At 62.1% G+C, this 23,991-nt stretch carries 18 protein-coding genes and 1 pseudogene; 13 read left to right on the top strand and 6 right to left on the bottom strand.

The features are described 5' to 3' along the window. The first annotated feature begins 149 nt into the window (after positions 1-149). Positions 150-866: a 4'-phosphopantetheinyl transferase superfamily protein gene (locus ACS4RS_RS30395; protein ID WP_439011955.1), complete on the top strand. Its 717-nt coding sequence runs from the start codon at positions 150-152 to the stop codon at positions 864-866. Here ACS4RS_RS30395 and ACS4RS_RS30390 read toward each other — a convergent pair. The 3 genes from ACS4RS_RS30390 to ACS4RS_RS30380 are packed head-to-tail and all read right to left on the bottom strand — an operon-like array spanning position 839 to position 6,422. Continuing rightward, complete coding sequence (locus ACS4RS_RS30390) at positions 839-2,197, bottom strand: SidA/IucD/PvdA family monooxygenase (RefSeq protein ID WP_439011954.1); 1,359 nt, start codon at positions 2,195-2,197, stop codon at positions 839-841. The genes ACS4RS_RS30395 and ACS4RS_RS30390 overlap by 28 nt on opposite strands. Next, positions 2,194-6,183, bottom strand: coding sequence for an amino acid adenylation domain-containing protein (locus tag ACS4RS_RS30385; RefSeq protein ID WP_439011953.1), 3,990 nt, complete (start codon positions 6,181-6,183; stop codon positions 2,194-2,196). The genes ACS4RS_RS30390 and ACS4RS_RS30385 overlap by 4 nt, the downstream gene beginning before the upstream one ends. A gap of 20 nt (positions 6,184-6,203) precedes the next feature. Further along, on the bottom strand, positions 6,204-6,422 hold the full coding sequence (locus ACS4RS_RS30380; protein WP_439011952.1) for an MbtH family protein: 219 nt from the start codon (positions 6,420-6,422) through the stop codon (positions 6,204-6,206). A 194-nt stretch (positions 6,423-6,616) separates the two neighbouring features. On the opposite strand from ACS4RS_RS30380, the gene ACS4RS_RS30375 reads away from it, so the two are divergent. The 3 genes and pseudogenes from ACS4RS_RS30375 to ACS4RS_RS30365 all read left to right on the top strand — a co-directional run bounded on the left by ACS4RS_RS30375 (position 6,617) and on the right by ACS4RS_RS30365 (position 10,218). Next, complete coding sequence (locus ACS4RS_RS30375) at positions 6,617-7,606, top strand: GNAT family N-acetyltransferase (RefSeq protein WP_449314133.1); 990 nt, start codon at positions 6,617-6,619, stop codon at positions 7,604-7,606. Beyond that, complete coding sequence (locus ACS4RS_RS30370) at positions 7,603-9,021, top strand: MATE family efflux transporter (protein WP_439011950.1); 1,419 nt, start codon at positions 7,603-7,605, stop codon at positions 9,019-9,021. The genes ACS4RS_RS30375 and ACS4RS_RS30370 overlap by 4 nt, the downstream gene beginning before the upstream one ends. A gap of 10 nt (positions 9,022-9,031) precedes the next feature. Continuing rightward, positions 9,032-10,218: pseudogene (locus ACS4RS_RS30365) on the top strand (PLP-dependent transferase). Here the strand turns inward: ACS4RS_RS30365 and ACS4RS_RS30360 are convergent. Continuing rightward, positions 10,109-10,768: a sigma-70 family RNA polymerase sigma factor gene (locus ACS4RS_RS30360; RefSeq protein WP_439011949.1), complete on the bottom strand. Its 660-nt coding sequence runs from the start codon at positions 10,766-10,768 to the stop codon at positions 10,109-10,111. The pseudogene ACS4RS_RS30365 and the gene ACS4RS_RS30360 sit on opposite strands and share 110 nt — an antisense overlap. Positions 10,769-10,931: 163 nt before the next feature. On the opposite strand from ACS4RS_RS30360, the gene ACS4RS_RS30355 reads away from it, so the two are divergent. Genes ACS4RS_RS30355 through fhuB form a run of 3 tightly spaced genes read left to right on the top strand, consistent with a single transcriptional unit; the run spans position 10,932 to position 14,253 of the window. After that, the gene (locus ACS4RS_RS30355) at positions 10,932-11,423 is read left to right on the top strand and encodes a GNAT family N-acetyltransferase (protein WP_439011948.1); all 492 of its coding nucleotides are present in this window, start codon (positions 10,932-10,934) and stop codon (positions 11,421-11,423) included. A gap of 32 nt (positions 11,424-11,455) precedes the next feature. Beyond that, a complete protein-coding gene (locus ACS4RS_RS30350; RefSeq protein WP_439012580.1) occupies positions 11,456-12,289 on the top strand; it encodes an ABC transporter substrate-binding protein in 834 nt (277 codons plus the stop codon). After that, positions 12,286-14,253: a Fe(3+)-hydroxamate ABC transporter permease FhuB gene (gene fhuB / locus ACS4RS_RS30345; protein ID WP_439011947.1), complete on the top strand. Its 1,968-nt coding sequence runs from the start codon at positions 12,286-12,288 to the stop codon at positions 14,251-14,253. The genes ACS4RS_RS30350 and fhuB overlap by 4 nt, the downstream gene beginning before the upstream one ends. Positions 14,254-14,319: 66 nt before the next feature. On the opposite strand, the gene ACS4RS_RS30340 is transcribed toward fhuB, so the two are convergent. Continuing rightward, a complete protein-coding gene (locus ACS4RS_RS30340; RefSeq protein ID WP_439011946.1) occupies positions 14,320-15,069 on the bottom strand; it encodes an SDR family NAD(P)-dependent oxidoreductase in 750 nt (249 codons plus the stop codon). Positions 15,070-15,164: 95 nt separating this feature from the next. On the opposite strand from ACS4RS_RS30340, the gene ACS4RS_RS30335 reads away from it, so the two are divergent. Further along, entirely contained in the window at positions 15,165-16,082 is a 918-nt protein-coding gene (locus tag ACS4RS_RS30335; RefSeq protein WP_439011945.1) for a cupin domain-containing protein, read from the top strand. Between the two features lie 185 nt (positions 16,083-16,267). Here ACS4RS_RS30335 and ACS4RS_RS30330 read toward each other — a convergent pair whose 3' ends face one another. Beyond that, positions 16,268-18,442: a TonB-dependent siderophore receptor gene (locus tag ACS4RS_RS30330; protein ID WP_439011944.1), complete on the bottom strand. Its 2,175-nt coding sequence runs from the start codon at positions 18,440-18,442 to the stop codon at positions 16,268-16,270. A 349-nt stretch (positions 18,443-18,791) separates the two neighbouring features. Between ACS4RS_RS30330 and ACS4RS_RS30325 the strand changes: the two genes are divergently transcribed. From ACS4RS_RS30325 to ACS4RS_RS30305, 5 genes are all read left to right on the top strand, one after another. After that, positions 18,792-19,535, top strand: coding sequence for an FCD domain-containing protein (locus ACS4RS_RS30325; protein WP_439011943.1), 744 nt, complete (start codon positions 18,792-18,794; stop codon positions 19,533-19,535). After that, on the top strand, positions 19,519-21,117 hold the full coding sequence (locus ACS4RS_RS30320; protein ID WP_439011942.1) for an ABC transporter substrate-binding protein: 1,599 nt from the start codon (positions 19,519-19,521) through the stop codon (positions 21,115-21,117). The genes ACS4RS_RS30325 and ACS4RS_RS30320 overlap by 17 nt, the downstream gene beginning before the upstream one ends. A gap of 95 nt (positions 21,118-21,212) precedes the next feature. After that, positions 21,213-22,172: an ABC transporter permease subunit gene (locus ACS4RS_RS30315; RefSeq protein WP_439011941.1), complete on the top strand. Its 960-nt coding sequence runs from the start codon at positions 21,213-21,215 to the stop codon at positions 22,170-22,172. Positions 22,173-22,174: 2 nt separating this feature from the next. Beyond that, entirely contained in the window at positions 22,175-23,053 is an 879-nt protein-coding gene (locus ACS4RS_RS30310; protein WP_439011940.1) for an ABC transporter permease subunit, read from the top strand. A gap of 18 nt (positions 23,054-23,071) precedes the next feature. Further along, the gene (locus ACS4RS_RS30305) at positions 23,072-23,989 is read left to right on the top strand and encodes a dihydrodipicolinate synthase family protein (RefSeq protein ID WP_439011939.1); all 918 of its coding nucleotides are present in this window, start codon (positions 23,072-23,074) and stop codon (positions 23,987-23,989) included. The last annotated feature ends 2 nt before the right edge of the window (positions 23,990-23,991 follow it).

Raw genomic sequence — 23,991 nt, 5'->3', positions numbered from 1 at the left:
GTTACTTCCGCGATTAATTCACCGCACCACGACCTCAAGTTACTGGAATCCTAAATAAAAACAGCCATGGCGAGCGAAAATAATCCATGCTGAATCTTTCGATACGACCGGGTGCTTGCGACGCGGTGTTGAGAAGAGATAATGGACCTATGCAGCAATCGGACAATCACCCTGCCGGAATTGAAATCGCGCTCTGGCAATATTCCAGGAACGATCGCGACTGGAACCGCTGGATGCGGTCGCTCTCGCAGGATGAACGGGATCGGGCGGCGACCTACCAATTTGAAGGCGATCGCGCCTCGTTCATGGCCGGTCGCTACCTCCTGCGGCGGCTGTTGAGCTTGTCTATCGGAACAGCGCCAGGCAAGCTGGTCTTGTCTCCGGACAAGAACGGCAGGCTGAGCCTCGAGGGTCGAGATACACCGCAATTCAGCCTCGCCAATGCTGACGGGCTGGTGACGGTCGCCGTCGCTTCAGGATGTGATCACGTCGGAATAGACTGCGAACGCATCGACGTCGAGATCGAGGAGGCGGCAGTGGCGAGCTACTGCAGTAGAGACGAGCGGCGCTGGATAGCGGAATTGCCTGCCCACGAACACCCACAAGCGGCCGTCGCACTCTGGACGCTCAAAGAAAGCCATTTGAAGGCGCTGGGCGTCGGGCTGCGTGAGGATCCTCGCAACATCGCTTTTGCCTGGAAGGATGGCGTGCCCGTTATGGTCGGCGGCGATCGCGATCGGCGATGGCACCACCGTCTGATCGAAAGCGGCAGCCAGCACGTCGTCGCGCTGGCTGCCTGCTGCCAATCCGGGCTCCCCCACATTTCGACACGGATATTTCAGGACGACAGCATGCCTTCCGAATAGCCGACCCGGAGCTGATGCGGCATTGCGGATGCCGTCTCCGTCGCCCAGGCCAGTTGCGCATTGTCCGGCTCTGCGTCGAAATGCTGCCGGCCGAGAAGCGTATTGACGATCGTCGCGCTGCGCCAGGCCATCAGGCTGAGCTGAGAGTCGGCGATACCATGCGAGTATCGACCCGCGTTCTGCGCCAGCAGCCGGTTTGCCCTCGGGCCCGTCCATTGCATCGTGTAGTCGTCGTTGAGCATCGGATAGCCGTTTCTGTCGAGCGTTATCCGTTCACCCAGCGAGGCGAGCGCATCCGGCAATCGGAAACGGTAGCCGGTTGCGAGCACCACCGCATCCGCGTGAAGCACCTCGATCCCGCCATCGAATTGATTCCGGACGATGAGCCGGTAGGCATTGCCGTTCCGCTCCATCTGGATCACGTCGCGATTTGGCGCCAGAGCTGCATTGAGCGTGCCCGGCTCGAGGTAGCGCAATGCATAGAGACGGCGGTAGATCGCGTGAATCGTCGAAATCGACAGGCCGTCGCTGGTCAGGATCGAGTTCTTCAAGGCTGCCTGTTTCTGCTCGCCGCCGAGCTTCAGATAGGCCTGCACATATTCCGGCGAAAAGACCTGGTTTGAAAACGGCGTGTCGTTGATCGGCTCGAAATTGTGCCGCCGGCTGATCCATGTCAGCTCTTTCATCGAGCCGGGATCGGCAAGCAAGGCGTCGACAACCTCGCCGCCGCTTTGACCGCCGCCGACCACGACGATGCGGCCGACGCCGAGATCGCGCAGGCGCGATTTGGCCTCGCTGTTATGAAAGCAATCGGCGCCCAGGAACGGTTTTGCCCAGTCGGGTACGAAGGGCGAGGAACCCGTGCCGATCACCAGGTTTCGCGCTTCCTCCTGGCCGTTATCGAAGCGCAGGACGAAGCGGTCGTCGCAGTGCTCGACGTCGCGAATCTCCGTCCCGAAGCGCAACCCCGCCACGCCCTTGGCGACCCAGGCGAGATAACGTGCGAATTCCTGCCTGGGAACGGCATCGTAGTTGGCGTTGAGGAAGGCGTAGAGCCTCTTATGCGCCACCAGATAGGAAACGAACGACCAGCGGCTGGTCGGCAGGACCGGGGTGACGAGGTCCTTCAGGAAGGACGATTGCAACTCGACGCCGGGCATCATCATGCCGGGATGCCAGTCGAATGCGTCCCGCCGCTCGAAGAAGCGGCTGCGGACCTCGGGCACCGATTCCAGCAGGCAGGCGAGGCTCAGATTGGAGGGTCCGATGCCGATGCCGGCAAGATCGAGCGGCTCGTTGAGGGCGTCCCTGCGGGTAAAAGCGACGGTCATGCGAAATCCTTCTCTGTTTCCTTGAGACGCAGGGCAAGCCTAGAATGGAAGGCGGGAGACCCGATCATGTGCAGATGGTTGGTGCCGGTGATGATTTCGGCCGCATGCGCTCGCGGCGACAGGCGACGCCAATCGATCAGGTTGAGGCCGCGGTTGAGGCTGTCGTCGGCCGCCCAGGGATAGATCGGGACATCGTGAGGGACGAGCCGGTGCTTGCGGAAGATCAGGGCATTGTCGATCAGCACCCAGAACGTATGCTCGCGGCTGCTGATATCCGGCCCGTCAGTCGGAAGCGGGTCCTTTTCGTCGCCGACGAAGCGCAGGAACTGATCGTAGGTATCGCCATCCATCGTCGACAGCAGCCGGTCCCATTCGGGACGCATCTCCGTCTTTTGCAGCCATGCCTCGACGTCCCGGTGAAGCATGTCGCGCTCGCCCGGCCGGAACCTCGGCTTGGCGCCGATCGCGAATTCCGAGCCGAGATCGCAAACATCCACCATCGCCATCATCCTGACGTCGACCTCATTGCCGAGCGTGCGGGCCGCCTCATAGGCGAGAAGCCCGCCCCAGGACCAGCCGAGGAAAGTGCAGGGCGCGCCTCTGCTATGGGTCCTGACATGATCGACATAGCTCTCGATGATCTCTTCGATCGGTGCGCCGACTTCCTTCTTTTCGGACAGCGAATGGCAAATGAAGCCGGTCGCCGGCTGGTCGGCCCCGAGATAATCGACAAGCTTCACATATTCGCGGGTGCTGACGAGAAGCCCCGGGAAGCAATAGAGCCGCGGCTTGGCGCCGGAAGCGCGCAGCACGATCACCTCCGACAGATCCCGCTCGGCGCCCTGCTCCATCACGCCGGCAAAGGCGCGGATGGTCGGGTTGTTGAAGATATCGGCGACGGTAAGCGGCGTTTTCGGCCGGCGCTGCCTGAGCTGCGAAAGAATGCGGATCGCGCCCAGCGAATTGCCGCCGATCGTGAAGAAATTGTCCTCGACGCTGATCGCTTCCAGTTTGAGAACCTGGCGCCAGACATCCAGCACCTCTTCTTCGAGCGTGGTCGCCGGCCCGACGATTTCACGCCGGACCGGCTGGGGTGCTGGCAGCGCGAAGCGGTCGAGCTTGCTGTTCGGATTGGTCGGCATCTTTTCCAGTTCGACCACTGCCGCCGGCACCATGTAGGAGGGCAGGCTGCGTTCGAGGCCGGTGCGGACGGTCTCGACGTTTAACGTCTCGTCCTTCTTCGGAACGACATAGGCGACCAGCGCCTTCTCGCCGGCATCGTCATCGCGCAGCACGACCAGCGCTTCACCGACGCCGGGCTGCTGGAGGAGTGCTGCTTCGATCTCGCCGAGCTCGATGCGGTATCCGCGCAGCTTCACCTGGTGGTCGACGCGGCCGACGAATTCGACGGTTCCGTCCTCACGCCAACGCGTCAGGTCGCCGGAGCGATAAAGCCGGCCGCCCTCCTTGGAGAATGGGTCGGGAATGAAGCGATCCGCCGTCGTATCCGGCTTGCCGAGATAGCCGCGCGCGATACCCTCGCCGCCGATGTGGAGTTCGCCAGTGACGCCGATCGGGCACAGGTTGAGATCGGGGTCCAGCACATAGACGCGCCGCAGCCCGACTGCACGGCCGAGCGGCGCATAGACGCCCTGGAACTTCGTGCCGGCTCTGACCTTCCAGACCATCGGCGTCATGATGGTTTCCGTCGGACCGTAACCGTTGATCAGCCATTCCGACTTCAGCGCCCGCGACAGCAGATCGAAGGTCGGTTGTGCAAGCCCCTCGCCGCCGAAGGAGTAAAGCCGCATCGGCGGCGCGCCGTCGGTGATGTCAGCCCATTCCGCCAGTTGCTGCAGATAGGTTGTGGGAATGCTGGCATTGTTGGCGCCATGCTTGCGCATCGCCGTCAATGTCTCTTCCGGCGTCCAGAGCGGCTGATCGGGGAGAATGATGCTGCCGCCCTCCATCAGCGGGTTCATCCACCGCTCATGGCCGCCATCCGAGCTGAAGGGCAGGAACGGCAGCTCGCGGGATTCCGAGCTCATGCCGTAGACACGCGAGGTGTTTTGCAGATGGTGAGTCAGCGGCCCGTGTTCGACGGCGACGCCCTTCGGCAATCCGGTCGAGCCCGACGTGTACATGATATAGGCGAGCTGATCCTTGTGCGTGGGAATATAGAGCGGCGTATCCGGCTCGCCGTCGAGGTCGATCTTGTCGAGTTCGAGGATAATGGCGTCGAGTTCTTCCGGCAGCCGATGGCGCAGCCAGCTATGGGTCAACACGATCTTGACGCCGCCGTCGCGCAGAATGTGGTGGTTGCGCACCGGCGGGTGGTCGGGCTCGACGGGAATATAGGCGCCGCCGGCTTTCAGCGTCGCGAGAATGCCGACGAGCGCCTCCGGCGAGCGCTTGATGAAGATGGCGACAGTCACCTCGGCGCGGACGCCGAGCTGCCGAAGCCGATGGCCGAGGCGGTTGGTGTTCGTCTCCAGCCAGCCATGGCTCCATTCCTCGTCACCGTAGACGATCGCGGTTTTGTCGGGCGTGCGGCGCGAATGGGCTGCGATCAGCTCATGCACCGGCCTGTCGTCGTTGACGGCATCATCCTCGTAAGGCGCCGACAACCAGTCGAGCTCTTCGCTCCCAACCAGTTCGATATCCTTGATCCTCACATTCGGCTGCGCGACCATCTGTTCGAGCACGAGGCCGAAATGCCTGGCGATGCGGGCAACCAGGGCGCCGTCATAGAGGTCCTGCGCGTAGTCGATCAGCGCCGATGCACCATCCGAATGCGCCTCGACCACCAGCGAAAGCTCGCAGTCGGCGCGGGCACCCGGCGGCTCCAGATTTGTGGCCCGGCTGGGGACCGCATAGGGTCCGCGGAATTCAAACAGCGCCTTGACCACGGCTTCCTGGGCGGCGGCTTCGTCGACGACCAGTTCCTGGGTGATGCGTTCCAGCGGCAGGAGCCGGCGCTGCCCCTCTTCGCTCGCCGACGAGATCGCCGCGATGACATCGTCGAGAGAGTGTCTCGACGTCAGCGACAGGATGAGCGGGAGCACCTGCTCGGCACGGCCGCGGCTGGCGAAATGTTCCTTATCGGGCCGCGCGACGAGAAGGCCGGTCAGCAAAGCGTAGTTGCCGCTGTAGCGTGCCAGCAGCGCGCAGAAACCGGCGTGAAGCACGCGCTCGACCGGAACGCCCTTATCCGCCGCATGCCGTTCGAGTTTGCTCCAGAGATCAGGCTCGAGCGAAAATCGATGCTGCGCGCGCGCCACGCCTGCCAGCCCGCCGCTGTTGAAGCGGGTGGGAAAGGTCGAGGCCGCATAGTCGAGACCGATGGTGTCGCGCCAATAGGCAAGCGCTTCCCGCGCCTCGTCCGTCTCCAGCCAATCGGCCTCCCGCGTCCCGGCCGAGATTTCCACTGGTTGCATGTCGCCAACGGGCTCGCCGTCGAGAAGCCGCGCCAGCGACCCGGCAAGAACGGATTTTTCGTGGTCGTCGCAGACGATCGGATGCAGCACGATCGTCAGCAGCGACTGCCTCTGGGCAAGCAGGATGATCTGGACGCGCGCGCCGGGCTCCGCCAGGAGATTGAAACGCTTGTCGCGGAAGGCTTTCCTTGCAGCCAACGCATCCGGCTCTGAAAGGGCCGCGCCGTCTTTGCCGAGGAGCTCGATCGGCACGGCGTTCGATGCGCCGCGATATTGCTCGATGCGGCCGCCCGCCAGCCGGCGGAAGCGGCTGGCAAGCGACGGATTTTGCGCCACGAGCGCCCGGCAGGCCGCAGCAAGCGTCTCGGCGTCGACCGCCGGGCTCAATCGCAGCCCGATGACCTGGTCGGGAAAGACGGTGTAATTGCCGATCTGCTCCAGCGACCAGATGCGCTTCTGCGCGATCGTCAGCGGAAAGCTCTCGAAGACTGTGTCCATTGCAGCATCGGTCGGGGAAGCATCGGCGAAATTGGTGATTTGCTTGTTCATCTTGGCGATCCGGACGTTGTTCAGAGACGCGCATCGCCTGATATTGCCGAGCGCAGCGAGAGGGGGCGCGAGTCCGTCCAGACGTCACGGATATGCGCCAGGCATTCCTGGCGCGAACCGGCAAAGCCGGCCGGCTCCCAGCCCGTGGGAATCTGCTTGTCCTGCGGCCAGACCGAGTAGTGACGCTCGGTGTCGATGACGGCGATCCAGAGATCGTCGCGAGGCTCAAAACTGTCCATCGAAAGCTCCTGCGGTGATTGATGTCATGCGCAAATGACGGATCACGATGGCTGCGGTTTAGAAAATTGCTGAGAATTTTTTTCTTCGTTCACCCCTAAATCCGCCCAGAGATGGATCGTCATTCTACCAAATCGGCACAAGAGCGGGCTTAGTGCTCGCCACATCAAAAGCCCTGTCGGTCAAGGAGGACATCATGGATTTCGACGCCGCCAAACAAAGGCGCGTTCTGCAGTCGCGCAGGTACATCAGCCTCGCACCCAATCTCATCCATCTGAAGACCGCGCACGGGCACCATGAGGCCGCATTCGAGGTCGAGGCCGGCACCGCGACGCTGACTTTCTACCACGGTGATCCCGCGCGATCGGCGGAGCTTCTGATGGCGGCCGCCGAAGCCGTGACGGCGGAAGATCGCTCGATCAGGTCGATCGTCTTCGAGGGGCATCAGGCAAGCCTCCCGCCGCATATTTCGGGCGCCGGCGGCAGGCTGGATGCAGAGATCCTCTGGCAATGGCCATCGCTCTGGCTGCCGCAGCTCACCTATCCGCTGCCGCCCGTGCAGGAGATGACGGCGGGGCGCTATCATCCGCGCCGGCCGGCAAAGCCGAAGGGCACGGTCTATCGGCGGTTCATCCCCTGGCTGGAACGCGACATCAGCTTCCGGGTGGCCGATCCCGAGACCGATCTTGCCGCCTTCCATCGCTGGATGAACGACGAACAGGTCAACACGATCTGGGAGGATGCGGGTTCGCTCGACAAACATCGGGAGATCCTGGAGGAGCGGATCGCCGATCCGCATGTCCTGCCGCTGATCGGCAGTTTCGCGGATATCCCCTTCGGTTATTTCGAGGTCTACTGGGCCAAGGAAAACCGGCTCGGTCCCTTCTACGATGCCGACGACTACGACCGCGGCTGGCATGTGGCGATCGGCGAGCCCGATTATCGCGGCAAGAAATGGATCAGCGCATGGCTTCCCTCGCTGATGCATTTCATTTTCCTCGACGATCCACGCACGAAGCGCATCGTCGGCGAGCCGCGCGCCAGCCACGAGCAGCAGATCCGCAACCTCGATCGCTCCGGCTTTGCCAAGGTCAAGCATTTCAATTTTCCGCACAAGCGGGCGCTGCTCGTCATGCTGACCCGCGAGCGTTTCTTCGGCGATCATCTCTGGGTGCCCGCATCATGAACGACATGAGCGAGATGAGCGGCAGCCTGCGGAAACGGCGGCTTGCGCCTGAGGATCTTGCCAGCCCGCAGCTATTCAGGCTGCTGCTGCGGCTCGGGCTGCCGGCCATGTTCGGCCTGTCCATCAATGCCGCGCATCACACGATCAACATGATCTTCGTCGGCATGATCGGCGAAGACCAGATCGCCGCGATCATGATCGTCCTGCCGATCCTCATGCTCATCGCCGCCTTCGGCGAAGGCATCGGCGTCGGTGTCGCAACCGAGGTCGGGCGTCTGCTCGGAGCGGGCAACCGGTCGCGGGCCGGTGCCATCGCTTCGATCAGCCTTGCTGCCGGTATCGCCTTCGGCGCGGCAGGTGCGCTCGCACTCCTCGCATTTCCCGATCTGCTGCTGTTCGGCGTCACGCCCGCCCTTCAGCCGCTCGCACAGCGTTATCTGATGATCATCGCGATCTCGGTGCCGCTGACGATGGCGCAGATCATTCTCGATTTCCTGGCGATCGCGGAGGGTAACGCCCGCTTCAGCATGTGGACGCTGGTCGCCTGCTTTGCCCTGAACATGATCCTCGACCCGATCATGATCTTCGGCGTCGGTCTCGGCCTGCAGGGCGTGGCAATCGCCACCATCCTGTCCCAGCTCGTCGCGCTCTCCATCTATGGCACTTACCACGCCAGGCGGCTTGGGTTAGTCCGGCTGACGCTTGATTGGCGGCTGGGAGATATCCGCTATCTCAGGCCCGTCCTTGCAATTGGCGCGCCGACGACGCTGACCAGCCTTACGACCGCAGGCGCGATTGCGATCCTGGTATCGCTTGCCGGCGCCTATCACGGAGAAGCGGGCATTGCCGGCATCGGGATTGCCTTGCGGCTGCTTGCTGTCGGAACGCTTCCCGTTATCGGTATCTCGCTTGGGGCCCAGTCCATTTTAAGTTTTGCCTGGGGTAGCGGCGATATGGCCAGGGTGCTGTCGGCAACCCGCATCCTGACAGCTGTCACGAGTGCGGTGAGCGGCGTCTACGGGCTGATCGCGCTGGTCTTCTCCCAAGAGCTTGCCTCGTTCTTCACCGACGATGCGGCAGTGATTGGGATCGCGGGGCAGGCGATCATCGCCACCCATCTTCCCCTCCTGCTGTTCGGCCTGCGGCAAACCGTGCTGATCCTCTTCCAGGCCCAGGGCAGACCGAAAGCGGCGATTGCCATCGGCCTGGCGCAGAACGGCTATCTGCTTTTTCCGCTGCTTGCGCTCCTGCCCCCGTTCTTCGGCTTTTCGGGCCTGCTGGCCGCGATGTTCCTGGCCTCTGCCCTGACCGGCCTGCTGTCGGCCGTCTGCCTGATGAGGACGCTCAGCGTGCTCCGGCAGCGCACCACCGGCCATCTGACCTCCTTCCGTCCCCATCCCAGCTTTTGTCCATGAGAGGATGACCATGAACCAGTCGATCAACCCGCACGATCTCGGCGCCCATGCGGTCGCCGACGATCTCTTCACCCCGTCGATCCAGCGGCATTCAACGCCGCGTCGCCGCCGATCTTCCAGACCTCGCTCTTCACCTATGACAGTTACGAGGCGATGGAGGATGTTTTCGCAGGCCGTAAGCGCAACTACATCTATTCGCGCGGCGACAATCCGACCGTCCGCGAATTCGAACTCCTGGTCGCCCGCCTCGAGGGCGCGGAGGATGGGCGCGCCTTCTCGAGCGGAACGGCCGCCATTACCTCGACAATTCTGAGCCTCGTAGAGGCCGGCGACCAGGTCGTTGCGGTCCGCCATCTCTATAATGATGTCTATCGCCTTCTGGTCAAACTGCTCGGCCGGCTCGGCGTCGGGGTGGACTTCGTCGACCCAGCCGACCACGACGAGGTCCGCAAGGCGCTCTCGGGCGCCAAGCTGCTCTACCTTGAAAACCCGACATCTTTCGTCTTCGAACTGCAGGACATTGCAGCGCTGTCGGCCATGGCTAAGGAGGCGGGCGTTACCACCATCATCGACAATTCCTGGGCAACGCCGCTCTTTCAGAAGCCGATACAGCATGGCGTCGATATCGTCATTCACGCCGCCTCGAAATATCTCGGCGGCCACAGCGATACGGTCGCCGGCGTCGTCGTCGGCTCGAAGGAGGCGATCGCCAGGATCAATGCAACCTCCTACCCCTATGTCGGCGCCAAACTCTCGCCGTTCGAGGCCTGGCTGCTGCTACGCGGCATGCGCACGCTGCGTGTCCGGCTGAAGGAACATGAGCGCAGCGGGCTTCTGCTGGCCGATCGGCTGATACAGCATTCGGCGATCGCGCGCGTCCGTCACCCGGCCTTTCAGGATCATCCCGGGCGGGCGACGCTATCGGGTTATGCCGGGCTGTTCGCCTTCGACCTCAATCCCGACATCGATGTCGCACGTTTTGTGAATAGCCTTCGCGACATCCGCCTCGGCGTCAGCTGGGGGGGACCGGAAACGCTGGTGGTCCCCGCCAAGGTGGCGCTGCAAATCCCAGACCGGATGACCTCTTTCATCCGGTTCGGCGTGAGCGAGCAGACGGTTCGTTTCGCCGTTGGCCTGGAAGAGCCGGAATTGCTGTGGAACGATTTGCAGCAGGCGCTGCACGCGGCGAGACGCTAACAACCTGCCGGTGCGCATGATCGGGGCGCAGGAGGGGTTCGGCCATCGCCAGATGGCAATGCTCCTCCGCCGCCTTGATCATGAAGTTGACGAGGGTCCTTGAGACGCCGAGTTCGGCGGCAATATCCTTCTGCGGCACGCCGTTGAGGCGGTGGCGAATGAAGGCATCGTTGGTGCGCTTCGGCAGCGCCTCGAGCGAGGCAAGCACATCGCGCAGGGTCTCGGCAGCGACAAGCTGGTCGAGCACGGTGGGGATGGGAGCCGTGATCTCCTGCACCTGGTCGATCGACCTATAGTTGTTCATCTGCTGACGGCGGCGGCGGCTTTCGTCGAGCGCAAGATTGTAGACCATCCGAAAGGCGTAACCGATCGGGCAACGAATACCATCGGTTTTGACCCCGTAAGCTTTAATAACACCATCCTGAAAGATATCCTCGGAATATGACCTTGATTTGACAACACTTTCAATCGTCTTAAGGAGCTTATCCTTGTTTTCGATCATGGCGTTGACAACGGCATTTCCATTCACATCGCGATGCAATGCTTGCATTGTCCCGTACCCTTTTTACAAATGGAAAATCAGGCTTTGTCGTTACTGGTCGACGTAGTCGTGGCGCTCCTTTTTGCAGGAAAAGTACACGATTTGATTGCAGTGTCTATTTTAAGGTGATAACAGGAGTCAAGTTTAAATCGACGGAGTGAAAGCGAGAAAAATGGGAAGGACAGTTGAGATCCTGACGGGCAAGGCGGAGCTCTGCCGATCGATCATGGGGGCTTTGCCCGACTGGTTTTCAGAACCCGAGGTCATCGAAGCGAGCGCCCAGGCGATCGAAGAGCTGCCGGTCTTCGGCTATATCGAAGCCGATGTCGTCACCGCGCTGATGGCGTTGAAGCCGCACCTGCCCGGCGCCGTCGAAATCGCATTGATCGCGACCCGGCCCGAACATCACGGCCGCGGCGCCGGACGTCATCTCCTCGATGAAGCCGAACGTTTCAGCCATGAAGCGGGTGCCCGGCTGCTGACGGTCAAGACGCTCGCCCCGCGCAACCGCGAGGAACCGCAATTCGAGGCGACGCGGCGCTTCTATGACCGCAACGGCTTTATCAGGGCGGAGGTCTTAGCAAAGCTGTGGCACGAGGATCACCCGTGCCTGTTCATGGTCAAGCCGCTCGCCGGTGTTCAGGCACGTGAGACGACGCTTTGAGACGACGAGACTTTCTGCTTGGCGCGCTGGCAATGACCGGCGCACCCGCAATCGTGCGTGCCGGAGACGGCGGGATCGTTTCGCTCGACTACGGGCTGGCGTCGACAATGCTTGCGCTCGGCCGGACGCCGCGTGCCGTCGTTTCCTTGAGAAACTGGGGGGAATGGGTGGTCGCGCCGACGATGCCGGCCGGCGTCGTCGATCTCGGCACCACGTCGGAGATCAATCTCGAGGTCCTCACCAGCATCCGGCCGTCGCTCATTCTGAGCACCCCTTTCCTTGCGGCACTGGACGATAAACTGTCGCAGATCGCGCCGGTGGAGCGGTTCACCATTTACACCGAACACAACGAGGCGCTCGACTGTTCCTACGCCGAAACGCTGCGGCTCGGCGCGCTGATCGGACGGGCACAGGAAGCAAAGGCATTTCTGTCTCATGCCGATGCCGCTTTCGATCGGTTGCGCGACCGGACAAAAAACCTGTCTGCGCCTCCGGTTGCCGTCATCAACTTCATCGACAGCAGGCATGCACGCATCTATGGCGGCCCGGGGCTTTTCAGCGGCGCCATGAAGCGCGTCGGCCTTGAGAATGCCTGGAAGGGCGAGGCCAGTTACTGGGGATTTCAAACGGTCGGCCTGGAACAGCTCGCCGAACTCGACCAGGAAGCGCATCTGATCGTCGTTTCGCCGCTGCTTCCACCCGACGTGCTGACGCAGCTTTCCGAGAGTCCGCTCTGGACCAGCCTTCCCTTCGTCAAGCGGAAACGGATCTCGGTCATCCCGGGCGTTCTGATGTTCGGAATGGTGCAGGAGGCGCTGCGGTTTTCGACCCTGGTCGTCGATACGCTGGAGACCGCAGCCCGATGAAAGCCAGATTTTCTCAGTTCGGGGCGCCCGCACTTGCGGGCCTGCTGCTCTTTTCCGGATTGGCCCTTGCCGTGCTGGAGGTTTGGGCGGCGCTGCCGCATCTCAAGGCAGCGACCGGCGGTTATGATGCCGAGCGTCTTTTGCTCCTCTATTCGACGCTGCCGCGCATGGCGACAGCCCTGATCGCCGGCGCAGCACTCGCACTCTCCGGCACGATCCTGCAACAGGTGCTGCGCAATCCGCTGGCCTCGCCGACAACGCTCGGCATTTCCACCGGCGCCAATCTGGCGCTGGTGTCGGTCATGCTCGCCGTTCCCTCATTGACGGGATGGGGCCGGGATGCGGTCGCGCTTGCCGGAAGTGCCGCGGCCGCCTTCGCCATCTTTTCGATCAGCGCCCGGCACGGTTTTTCGCCCTTTTCTCTCATCCTGTCAGGCATGATCGTCGGCCTCTGGTGCGGGGCGGCGGCGGCCATCCTGGTGCTGATGAACGATCAATATCTCTCGGGGATCTTCATCTGGGGCGCCGGATCGCTGTCGCAGCAGAGCTGGGCGATCCCGGCATCGCTGCTGCCGAAGGTGGCGCTGCTCACCGCTCTTGCCCTTCTCGCCACGAGACCGTTGACGCTGAGCCAGATCGGCGATGCCGGCGCGACAAGCCTTGGCTTGCCGATCAAATGGGCACGGAGTGTGATGCTGGCGATTGCCATCGCGCTCAGCGCCCTCGTCACCAGCGCCGTCGGCGTCATCGGCTTCATCGGGCTGGTCGCTCCGCAGATCGTCCGGCTTGCCGGCGCCAGGCGCATCCTCAGCCAGCTGATCTGGTCGCCCATTACAGGCGCCGGCCTTCTGCTCCTGACGGATCAGGCGATCAAGCTTGTTGCTCCAGGCGACTTCGTGCCAACGGGGGCGGTGACGGCACTGCTCGGCGGCCCGATCCTGATTGCTCTTCTCCCACGCCTCGCCACAGCCTCGCGCGCGCTGCCCGGCGTGGCATCACCCCAACATGCAGTCAACAACAAAACGGCATCCTTCGCTGCCCTGCTCGTCCTGGTCATCGCCTTGGCGATCGCCGCAATCTTCTTCGGCCGCGCACCCGACGGCGCCTGGACATGGTTGCCGGCCGCCGCGTGGGACGAAATCCTTCCCCTTCGGCTGCCGCGGGTCGCCGCCGCGTTTGGCGCAGGCACCGTGCTCGGCGTGACGGGCCTCATTCTGCAACGGCTGACCGGAAACGAAATGGCAAGCCCCGAGGTGCTTGGGGTATCGGCAGGCGCAACGCTCGGCGTTGCCGCCGCGATGTTCGCCTTTGCGGCACCCGGCCTGACGATCCAGCTTGCCTTTGCCGGCGGCGGCGCCCTTGTCGTGCTGACCCTGATCTTCCTGTTGAGCGCGCGTTCCGGCTTCGGCCCGAACCGTGTGCTGCTGGCGGGAATCGCCCTCGGCGCGATACTCGACGCCGGGATCGGCGTGCTTGCCGCGAGCGGCGATCCGCGCGGCCTGGCGCTCATCCGCTGGATGGCGGGCTCGACCTATTTCGTCGACAATGCGGTGGCGGCAAGCGCCCTGCTGATTGCGCTCGGCTGCCTGGCCGTAGCCTTTCTCGCCAGCCGTTGGCTTGCTCTCCTGCAGCTCGGACCCGAGACGGCAAGCGAACTCGGCCTCAGAATCGTTCCCGCACGCGCGGTGCTGTTCGGTCTCTCGGCGATCATGACGGCGGCGGCGACGCTGGTCGTCGGCCCCTTGAGCTTCGTCGGCTTGATGGCGCCGCACCTTGCCCACGGGCTCGGCCTTCGCCGGTCCGCCGGCCAGCTCCTCGCCGCCGCCCTCATTGGGGCGGCTCTTCTCGTCATCGCCGACTGGACGGGGCGCATGATCGCTTTTCCCTATCAGATCCCCGCCGGGTTGATCTCGGCCCTTGTGGGAGCCCCGATGCTGCTGATCGTTCTGCGCCGGCGATCGTGAGAAACTGACCGCCGTCCGCAGCACCGTTCCGCATCGCGATAGACTGCCGCAGTATCGCCGGATGTCTTAGCCCGACATTGCCTCGGCATCGGCGCCTGCGGGAATGCGCAACGGAGAGGAAGGATCGGTCGCAGCACGCCATACCGCCTCGGCAACGTCACCGGGCTGTGTCAGGGCCGATTCAGACTGGTTGTCCCACGACGCGAATACGCCCGCAACGACCGATGAATAGGCCTCAGGGAAACCGCCCTGTTTCTGAAGCCGCGAGCGCGCCGTATCGCTGAACCGCGTCTGCGGCGCACGTCCGGGAAGGACGATCCTCACACGCACGTTGAAGGGCTCGAGCTCGAGCGCGGCAGACTCAGTAAAAGCATTCACCGCGGCTTTGCTGGCCGTATAGACCGAGAGGAGCGGAAGCGGCTTGAGCGTTACGCTTGAGGTGACGTTGACGATGACCCCTTCCTGCCGCTCCCGCATCTGCGGCAAAACCGCCTGCATCATCGCAATGGTTCCGAGCGTATTCGTCTCAAAAAGATCGCGGGCCGTCTCCATCGACGTTCCTTCAACCGCGTTCAGCCAGCCGATGCCGGCGTTGTTTACCAGCACGCCCACTGGACCGGCGGCGTCAAGCGCAGCATCGATGCTTTCAGGGCTCGTAACATCCAGCGCGACGATCTTCAGATTTTGCGACGGCGGGAAAAGATCTTGGCGCGGCGCTCGCATGGTGGCAACCACTTTCCAGTCCTGCGCAAGAAAGAAGCTGGCAGTTTCCAGCCCGAAACCTGATGAGCAGCCGGTGATGAGAACGGTTTTCATATGTGTCTCCTGTCCATGTTGACCGCCATAGATGTAGACGGCAGTGTCGATACTGCATATCATGCATCGTCCATATTACATTATCAGGAGTATCGATGAGCGACCCTTTGGCGGACATCGTCACGCTTCTGCAGCCAGCTGCACGCTATTCAAAGCTGGTCAGCGGCGCAGGGATGTGGCGCGTGGATCGCCAGGAGACGGGCCAGCCATTCTACTGCGTGGTCCTGGAGGGTGCCGCGCAGCTCAGCGCAGAGGACGATCGGATTATTCTGCGCGAAGGCGACTTCGTACTGATCCCGGCGGCTCATGCCTTCACGATGTCGAGTCTGGGCGCTGAGTTGTCGCCCGGGATCGATCCCCTTACCGTGACAATGCTCCCGGACGAGACCCGCCACGGTGACCCCGACAGTGCACCGAATGCACGATTGCTTGTCGGCCATTTCTCTTTCGGCTCGCCTGATGCGGCGTTGCTGGTCTCGCTGCTGCCGCAAATCATCCCTATCCGCGGCGAAAACAGGCTGTCGGCGATCGTTCATCTCGTAACCGACGAAGCCCGTGCTGAGCGCCCAGGGAAGGACATGATCCTTGCCCGGCTGTTGGAAGTCCTGCTTGTCGAGGCGCTGCGCTCGGATGCCGGGAAGGAGGCGCCGCGCGGCATTCTGCGAGGCCTCAGAGATGCACGTCTGGCCCTGGCCATCCGTCGACTGCATGAAGACCCAGCCAGGGAATGGACGGTGGAACAGCTTGCCGATGAGGCGGCCCTGTCGCGGTCGGCGTTTTTCAATCGCTTTCGGCACGCTATGGGCCTGGCGCCAATGGAATATCTCATATCGTGGCGCATGGCGCTCGCCAAAAATCTGCTGAGGCAGGACGGGATCGGAATTCAGGAGATAGCGCTACGCATCGGCTATGGCTCCGCAAGTGCGTTCAGCACGGCCTTTACTCGCTTCGTCGGATTGCCGCCCTCGAGATATGCCGAGCAGGCACGGACCCTCGCGAACGCCGCCGCGTAACTCGGTTGACCGCCGATTGTTTGTCGATTTTTGCAGTGCTCCGGCCGGTCAAAAAAATCGCTGCTTGGCTGTTTCGAGAGCTTGATCACCCACCAGGCCGTCAAGGTCAACGGCCTGGTGCGAGACAGGATGAAGGATAATCAAAGTCGGGCGCCGAGACGCCTATTCGGCTCTGCAGCCATACCTTACCACCGATACTTCAGCGTCCCCGTCATGTTGCGCCCCTGGCCGAGGTAGCAGAAGCCTTCGTTGCAGACGGTGTCGCGCTCGTCGGCGATGTTGCGGATATTGAAGGCCGCAGTCAGGCCTTCGTATTTCTTGTCGACCGCGCCGAAATCATACGAGGCGGATGCGTCGACGTAGAAGCTCGAGGGGTTCTTCGACGTATTGGCCGTATCCGTCCAGTTTTCGCTGAGATAACGAACGCCCGCGCCGACAGACAGGCCATGGAAGGGGTTGGTTTCCTGGAACGTGTAGTTGGCCCAGAGGCTGGCGACATGCGAGGGCGTCAAGGCTGGCGTATTGCCCTCGTTTTCGGCGCCTCCCGTCACTTCCGACTGGTTGTAAGTGTAGGCCGCAATAAGATCCCAGCCATCGGCTACCGCCGCGCGGGCTTCGAGTTCGATGCCCTTCCCGGTCACTTCACCGATCGATCCATAGGCAAACAACAGCGGATCGACCAGCACCGGCTTGTTCTTTTCGACGATGTGATAGGCAACGGCCGACAGGAGGATGTCGGAGCCCGGCGGCTGGTATTTCACGCCGACCTCGTACTGTTCACCCTCTGTCGGCGCCAGGATCTTGCCTGAGGTCGAACGGTTGGTCACCGGATCGAACGAGGTAGCGTAGGAGACGAAGGGAGCAATGCCATTATCGAAGAGGTAGAGGGCACCGGCTTGCCAGGAGAAGGCGTTCTTGTCGACCTCCTCCGAGCTGACCGCGGGCAAGGTCGCATCGCGCGTCTGGTTCACCCAGGTCTGCCGGCCGCCGAGGTTGAGCCGCCAGTTTCCGACCTCGATCTGGTCCATCGCATAAATGCCGGCCTGCCGCATGTCGGCATCGGAAGCCAAGATGCTATAGTCCGGCGTGGCGCCCGAGACACCATAGGTCGGATTGGCGATATCGAAGTCGAACGCCGGATCAGCAGCACCGGCCCCGTAGCCAAAGCTCGACTTGAGATTGGTGTAGTCGAGCCCGAACAGCATCGTATGGGCCAACGGGCCCGTGTCGAACTTCACTTCAAGCTGGTTGTCGACCTGGAAAACGTTCATTTCGTCGCGGATCGCATTCGTGCCGCGATGCGCGACAGTCCCGGTCCAGCTGGTCACGCCGAGATAGCGGGCCTCCAGGTCGAGATGCGAATAACGCAGGTTCTGCCGGAAGGTCAGGCCATTGTCGAATTCGTGTTCGAACTGATAGCCGACCTGCTGCTGCTTGACCTTCTGGTAGTCGTAGTCGGGATCGCTCGCCCTGAGCTCGTGGATCTTGCCGTCCAAGGTCGTGATCGCACCAACGTTGGAGTCGGTCTCGTCCGATTGCGCCAGACCGTACACCGTGAAAGTCGTGCCCTCGTCAGGCTTCCAGGTGAACGACGGCGCCAGGAAATAGCGGTCGTCGGCAATGTCGAAATTGGTATCGCCACGACGGGCGAGACCGACAATGCGATAGAGGAAATCGTCGTTGCCTTCGCTGATCGGCCCGCCGAAATCGAACATCCCCTGCACCCGATCCTTGGTGCCGTAGGTAATACCGACTTCGCGGATCGGCTCCTCGGTCGGGAGCTTCGATATCTTGTTGACGAGGCCGCCCGGCGATCCCGCACCGTAGAGAACGGAAACCGGTCCCTTGATCACCTCGACGCGCTGAAGCTGATAGGGATCGGTGCGGAACATGCCATAATTGATATAGGGCTGGCGCAGGCTGTCACGAAAGTCGCCGACCGTCGTGATGTTGAAGCCGCGAATGTAGATCTGGTCGAAACGTGGATCGAAGCCGTTCGGCCCCGTGGTCACGCCGGCCGTATAACGCACAGCCTCGATGATGCTTTGGGCGCCGCGCTGCTCGATTTCCTTCTCGGTCGTGACCGAGATGGAACGCGGCGTCTCGACGAGCGGCGCGCTGATCTTGGTCGCGCCCGAGCTGTTCTTGGCCGTAACCGAGGTCCGGTCCGTCTTGCTATCAGAGGCTGCACCTTGAATGACGATCGGCTCCAGTGCCGTCGCGGTGTCACCTGTCGACGCGCTCTGGGCGGCAGCCGGCGAGGCTGCAATGCCGATCGCAACCAAAGCTGTCGTGGCAAACAGGCTATTTCTGTAAACTTGCGATACAATATTAGAAACGTTCAAAAAAACACGCGCCATACTTGGTCCCTACCTCACGGATGTGGACGGAACCTATGGAGCGGGGGGCCTCTTGTCAACATAAGATGATAATTTTAGTCACCTTTTACTCGATGAAATTCACGGCTTTCGACATTCCCGAAAAGGTTGTGCGCATCACCGGGCGCAGACCGCGCCCTGGCTAGTGTTTCAATCGCCCAACCCAGACATAGAGGCGGAAGTTGCTCTCACTGGACGCTGTTTTCAGAAGCCTTTGCGGCGGCAACGGCGGCGCCCGACCCGTCGCGGTCGACCTGACCAATTGACAGATATCCTACAAGTATATATGTAGCAGACATCCTTTATCGACGATGCGAGAAAGCGACCCGGCATGACATTGAAATCGATGAAGCCGCTGACGCGCGCGCCGCTGCTGCATGTCTCCGTGCAGGAAAGCCTGCGCGCCTATATCGACGACAATGGCCTTGCGCCCGGAACCCTGCTTCCAGCGGAAGGAGAGCTTGCCACCCAGCTCGGCGTGAGCCGCAATTCGCTGCGGGAGGGCATCAAGGCGCTGGAATCGCTCGGCGTGCTGGAGACGCGGCGCGGCGTCGGCATCTTCGTGAAGGCCTTTTCCTTCGAGCCGCTTCTCGACAACCTCGCTTACGGCCTCGGCGGCGCCCTGCGCCAGATCGAGGAGGTGCTCGAAATCCGGCGGACCCTGGAAGTGGGATTGATCGGCAAGACGATCGATGTGATCGGCGAGGCGGACATGGCCGAATTGCGCGCCACCGTCGATCGAATGCGCGCCCATGCCGAGCGGGGTGAAACCTTTGCGGCAGACGACCAGTTGTTCCACCGGCTGCTGTTTCGCTGCCAGGACAATGAGACGCTCGTACGGCTGATCGATGTCTTCTGGCTCGCCTTCTACAAGGCGTCGGATTTCGTCAACCTCGAAAATACCGATCCGATGGCGACGTGGCGCGATCACGCGGCGATCGTCGATGCGGTCGAGGCAAAGGATCTGGAGGAGGCGCGCCGGCGCCTGGATCGTCACTACGAGGGAATTGCCCGGGTGATTGCCAACAACAAGACAAGTTCAAACATGGGAGGAACGCATGAAAAGACTGTCTAGATTATCCGCCATCGCGTTTGGCGCTCTGCTGTCGACGGCCGCCGTTCCGGCTCTTGTCGTTTCGGGCGCGGCAATCCAGGCGCAGGCAGCCACGCTGTCGGGCGGCTTCGATGTCGGCCCGGGAGGCTTCCAGGGCAACTTCAATCCGCTGGCGGCGACCGCCGGCTTCACCTGGCTCAGCATCTACTACGAACCGCTGATCACCTATGACGAGAAGCTGCAGAAGGTCGTCGGCGCACTGGCGAATTCCTACGAAGTCAGCCCGGATCAGATGGCCTACACGTTCAAGCTGGCTGACGCCAAATGGCATGACGGCAAGCCCTTCACCGCCAAGGATGCGAAATTCACTATAGGCCTTGCGATGGATGCGAAGACCGGCTCGGTGCTCGCTGCCCGGCTGAAGGGCATATCATCCGTCGAGACGCCGGACGATCACACCGTCGTCATCAAGCTCAGCGCACCCAGCAGCAGTTTCCTCGACACGATGACCAAGGTGATGCTGCTGCCCGAGCATGCGCTCGCCTCGATACCGGCCGACCAGCTGGCAAAGAATACGTGGTGGTCCACCGCGCCGATCGGCACCGGGCCGTTCAAATTCACCAAATACGTCTCCGATCAATATGTCGAGCTTGCCGCAAACACCGATTATCGCGGTGGCAAACCCGCCCTGGAGCGCATCATCAATCGCTATTTTGCCAACCCGGCGGCAGCGATCGCGGCGCTGAGATCCGGCGAAATCCAGTTCACCTATGTCGATTCCAACGACGTGCCGACCTTCAAGGATAACAAGGACTTCAAGGTCATCGAAGGCAACTCTTTCGTCGTCAACTATCTGGGCTTCAACCATGATTCCCCGATCTGGAGGGATGTGCGCATCCGCCAGGCGGTGATGTATGCGATCAATCGCGATGCCATCATCCAGAGCCTCTATGGCGGCGCGGCCAAGCCGGCCAACTGCGCTTATGTCGCCGAACAGCTGATACCCCAGGGAATCGACACCTATGCCTACGATCCCGAGAAGGCCAAGAAGTTGCTGAAAGATGCCGGCTGGGATGAGATCAACGGCGGCAAGCCGATCACGCTTTTGACCTATTACACCACGCCGCTGGCCACCAACGTCCTTGCAGCCGTCCAGGCAATGCTTGCGGAGGTCGGCATCAACATCGTGCCGCGCGCCGTCGATGCGCCGACCTATAATAGCATCGTCCTCAATGCGACGCCGGATATCGCCCAGTTCCAGATGGTTTACGCCGGGCTGCAGAACGGGCCAGATGCGGGAAGCATCAATGTCGGCCTCAACGAGAAGCAGATCCCTCCGGCCGGGCCGAACGTCGCCAGAGTTCGCATGCCCGATCTCACCAAGGCGCTCGACAGCGCGCTTGCCGAGCCCGACAGCGCCAAGCGGGATGCGGCCTACCAGAATGTCTGCAAGGTGATGAACACGAACCTGCCCTGGGCGACGCTTTGGGTGGCGAACCGTTACGGCATCGTCTCGACCAAAGCGAAGGATTTTGTCTGGACGCCGGCGCCGGGCGGCGGCCCCTACCAGGCCGACCCGCAGAAATGGTCGATCGCCGAATAGCGTTTTCCGCAAAGACTTAAGGGTGGCTTCGGCCACCCTGACAGGACGGCCTGGCAAGACAGACTGACAAAACGGCCCGACAAAACGGATTGACGATGCTCCGATACAGTCTCAGACGCCTGATCATAGGGGTAGGCATGCTCGTCGCCCTGAGCATGCTGATCTTCCTGTTGCTGCGCCTGACGCCCGGCGATCCGATCGATGCCTATATCGATCCGAACCTGCCGATGTCGCCGTCGGATCTTGCCGATCTGCGTGGAAGACTCGGGCTCGACCAGCCCCTGCCCGTTCAGTATCTGGGCTGGCTGCAGCAGGCGCTGACGGGCAATCTCGGTTATTCGATCAAGCGTCTCGACCAGCCGGTTCTCAGTCTGGTGCTGTCGCGGGTCGGGCCGACGGTGCTGTTGATGGGCACCGCACTTGCCTTCGCCATCGTCGCCGGAATTGCCTGCGGGGTGATCGGCGCCGTCCGCCGCAATTCGCTTGCCGATCTCTCCTTGTCGGTGGTTGCCCTTGCCGGCATTTCGAGCCCGGCATTCCTCAGTGCGCTGATCGGCCTTTATATTTTCTCCGTCCGGCTGCACTGGGTGCCGTCGGGTGGCATGCTGACGCCGGGCGAGGATTTTTCGATCGGCGATCTCCTTCACCATCTGATCCTGCCGGCCGCCCTTCTGTCCGTCGCTCAAGCCGCATTGATCATGCGTTACATGCGCGCTTCGCTGCTTGAAGTCCTGAACCAGGATTACGTGCGCACGGCCCGTGCCAAGGGCGTCATCGAGTTCTGGGTCATCACCAAACATGCGTTGCGCAATGCGCTTCTTCCGATCGTCACCTTGATCGGCTCCACCATCGGGCTTGCGATCGGCGGCGCCATCTTCATCGAGAGCGTCTTCAACTGGCCGGGCATGGGTCTCTTGCTCGTCGATGCCGTGCAGACCCGCGATTACCCGGTCATTATGGGCGCGACGCTCGTCATCGGCATCTGCGTTATCACAGTCAATCTTCTGACCGACATCACCTATGCAGTCGTCGACCCGCGCATCAAGGTGGTCTGACCATGCTGGCACGCTCCCCTCAAAGCCGCAGCCCGGGGCCGCTGGCCCGCGCCTTCAGCCGCTTCCTGCTCAACCGCGCAGCCGTGGCCGGCGTCGGCATCGCCGTGCCGATGCTGCTGCTGATCCTCTCCTATCCGCTATGGTGGGCTTTCCAGCCAAACGACATCGATCTTCTGGCGATGAATAGCGGCCCGACGGCAACCCACTGGTTCGGAACCGACGGCGTCGGCCGTGATGTCTTTGCGCGTGTGTTCGAAGGCGGCCGGATTTCGCTGCTGGTCGCCGTCGCTTCGACCGCGCTGTCCGCCGTCATCGGTTTTCTCTTCGGGGCGATCTCCGCGCTTGCGGGCCGGTGGGCGGACGCCGCCTCGATGCGCTTCGTCGATCTGGTGATGACCCTGCCGCCCGTCATCTTCCTGCTTGTGCTCGCCTCGATTGCCGGTACCGGCATCTGGCCGACCGTGCTGGTCATCTCGCTGCTCTCCTGGCCGCTGCTTGCCCGCATGATCCGCTCCCGGCTGCTGGAATTGCGTGAGCGCGACTTCGTCATGGCTGCCCGCGGCATGGGCGCCGGCATCGGGCATCTGCTCTTCCGCCACGGCCTGCCGAACTCGATCGATATTCTCGTAGTCTACGCGACGGTGCAGATCGCCAATGCCATCCTGCTCGAGGCGGGTCTGTCCTTCCTCGGTCTCGGCATCGCGCCGCCGGCGGCAAGCTGGGGCAACATGCTGAATGCGGCCCGCTCCACCGCCGTGCTCGAACAATATCCGTGGCAATGGCTCTTCCCCGGCGGCGCGCTGATCCTTGCCGTGCTTGCCATCAATTTCATCGGCGATGGCCTCAGGGATGCCTTCGACCCGCGTGCCGAACTGAACTGACAATCGAAAGAAGCGAAAATGACCAAATTCAAGGGTGTCGTCCCCCCCGTCGTAACCCCGCTCAATCCGGATTTCACCGTCGACTACCCCTCCTATACCCGCGTGCTCGATCATCTGATCGATGCGGGCTGCCACGGCGTATTCGTGCTCGGCTCGACGAGCGAAGTGATCTTCCATGACGAAAAAACCCGTCGCGAAATCATCGAGCATTCCGCCAAGGTGGTGAATGGCCGGGTGCCGTTGATCGTCGGCGTCATCGATCCGACCACGGATCGGGTCATCGCCCATTCGAAGGTCGCAAAGGCCGCCGGCGCCGACGCCGTGGTGGTCACGGCACCCTTCTACACGGTCACCAGCCAGTCCGAGATTCTCGACCATTTCCGTTATATCCACGACGCCGTGGACGTTCCGCTGGTCGCCTATGACATTCCCATTTGCGTTCACGTCAAGCTGCAGCGCCAGACCGTGGTCACGCTCGCCAGGGAAGGCACAATCATCGGCCTCAAGGATTCCAGCGGCGACGACAGCAACTTTCGTTATGCGCTCCTCGATCTCGCCGAACACAAGGACGTCTTCCTGATGACCGGGTCCGAGATCGTCGTCGACACCGCCCTTCTGATGGGCGCTCACGGCGTCGTTCCCGGCATCGCCAATGTCGATCCGCACGGCTATATCAGGCTTTGGGATGCAGCCCAGCGCGGCGACTGGGCCGCCGCTAGGAAGGAGCAGGAGCGCCTCTGCCGCCTCTTCGAAATCGTTTGGGTCGCCCAGGGCCGGGTCAGCGGCGGCGCATCGGGCATCGGCGCCTTCAAGGCTGCCATGCAGCGCCTCGGCATTATCGACACAGCCGTCATGCCCCGGCCGCGCGCCTCGCTCAACGATGCGGAAACGGCACGGATCGACGAGATCCTGCGCGCAACCGGCCTGCTGAACTGAGC

Origin of the sequence: Rhizobium sp. F40D2 (assembly GCF_051810745.2) — a bacterium.
Taxonomy (GTDB): Bacteria; Pseudomonadota; Alphaproteobacteria; order Rhizobiales; family Rhizobiaceae; genus Rhizobium.
This window is presented reverse-complemented; position numbering and strand designations above follow the sequence as displayed.

What these genes read in the sequence shown, in the direction of transcription:
- ACS4RS_RS30395 (WP_439011955.1), top strand. Translation starts at nt 150, where the DNA reads ATGCAGCAATCGGACAATCACCCTGCCGGAATTGAAATCGCGCTCTGG.
- ACS4RS_RS30390 (WP_439011954.1), bottom strand. Translation starts at nt 2,197, where the DNA reads ATGACCGTCGCTTTTACCCGCAGGGACGCCCTCAACGAGCCGCTCGAT.
- ACS4RS_RS30385 (WP_439011953.1), bottom strand. Translation starts at nt 6,183, where the DNA reads ATGAACAAGCAAATCACCAATTTCGCCGATGCTTCCCCGACCGATGCT.
- ACS4RS_RS30380 (WP_439011952.1), bottom strand. Translation starts at nt 6,422, where the DNA reads ATGGACAGTTTTGAGCCTCGCGACGATCTCTGGATCGCCGTCATCGAC.
- ACS4RS_RS30375 (WP_449314133.1), top strand. Translation starts at nt 6,617, where the DNA reads ATGGATTTCGACGCCGCCAAACAAAGGCGCGTTCTGCAGTCGCGCAGG.
- ACS4RS_RS30370 (WP_439011950.1), top strand. Translation starts at nt 7,603, where the DNA reads ATGAACGACATGAGCGAGATGAGCGGCAGCCTGCGGAAACGGCGGCTT.
- ACS4RS_RS30360 (WP_439011949.1), bottom strand. Translation starts at nt 10,768, where the DNA reads ATGCAAGCATTGCATCGCGATGTGAATGGAAATGCCGTTGTCAACGCC.
- ACS4RS_RS30355 (WP_439011948.1), top strand. Translation starts at nt 10,932, where the DNA reads ATGGGAAGGACAGTTGAGATCCTGACGGGCAAGGCGGAGCTCTGCCGA.
- ACS4RS_RS30350 (WP_439012580.1), top strand. Translation starts at nt 11,456, where the DNA reads ATGACCGGCGCACCCGCAATCGTGCGTGCCGGAGACGGCGGGATCGTT.
- fhuB (WP_439011947.1), top strand. Translation starts at nt 12,286, where the DNA reads ATGAAAGCCAGATTTTCTCAGTTCGGGGCGCCCGCACTTGCGGGCCTG.
- ACS4RS_RS30340 (WP_439011946.1), bottom strand. Translation starts at nt 15,069, where the DNA reads ATGAAAACCGTTCTCATCACCGGCTGCTCATCAGGTTTCGGGCTGGAA.
- ACS4RS_RS30335 (WP_439011945.1), top strand. Translation starts at nt 15,165, where the DNA reads ATGAGCGACCCTTTGGCGGACATCGTCACGCTTCTGCAGCCAGCTGCA.
- ACS4RS_RS30330 (WP_439011944.1), bottom strand. Translation starts at nt 18,442, where the DNA reads ATGGCGCGTGTTTTTTTGAACGTTTCTAATATTGTATCGCAAGTTTAC.
- ACS4RS_RS30325 (WP_439011943.1), top strand. Translation starts at nt 18,792, where the DNA reads ATGACATTGAAATCGATGAAGCCGCTGACGCGCGCGCCGCTGCTGCAT.
- ACS4RS_RS30320 (WP_439011942.1), top strand. Translation starts at nt 19,519, where the DNA reads ATGAAAAGACTGTCTAGATTATCCGCCATCGCGTTTGGCGCTCTGCTG.
- ACS4RS_RS30315 (WP_439011941.1), top strand. Translation starts at nt 21,213, where the DNA reads ATGCTCCGATACAGTCTCAGACGCCTGATCATAGGGGTAGGCATGCTC.
- ACS4RS_RS30310 (WP_439011940.1), top strand. Translation starts at nt 22,175, where the DNA reads ATGCTGGCACGCTCCCCTCAAAGCCGCAGCCCGGGGCCGCTGGCCCGC.
- ACS4RS_RS30305 (WP_439011939.1), top strand. Translation starts at nt 23,072, where the DNA reads ATGACCAAATTCAAGGGTGTCGTCCCCCCCGTCGTAACCCCGCTCAAT.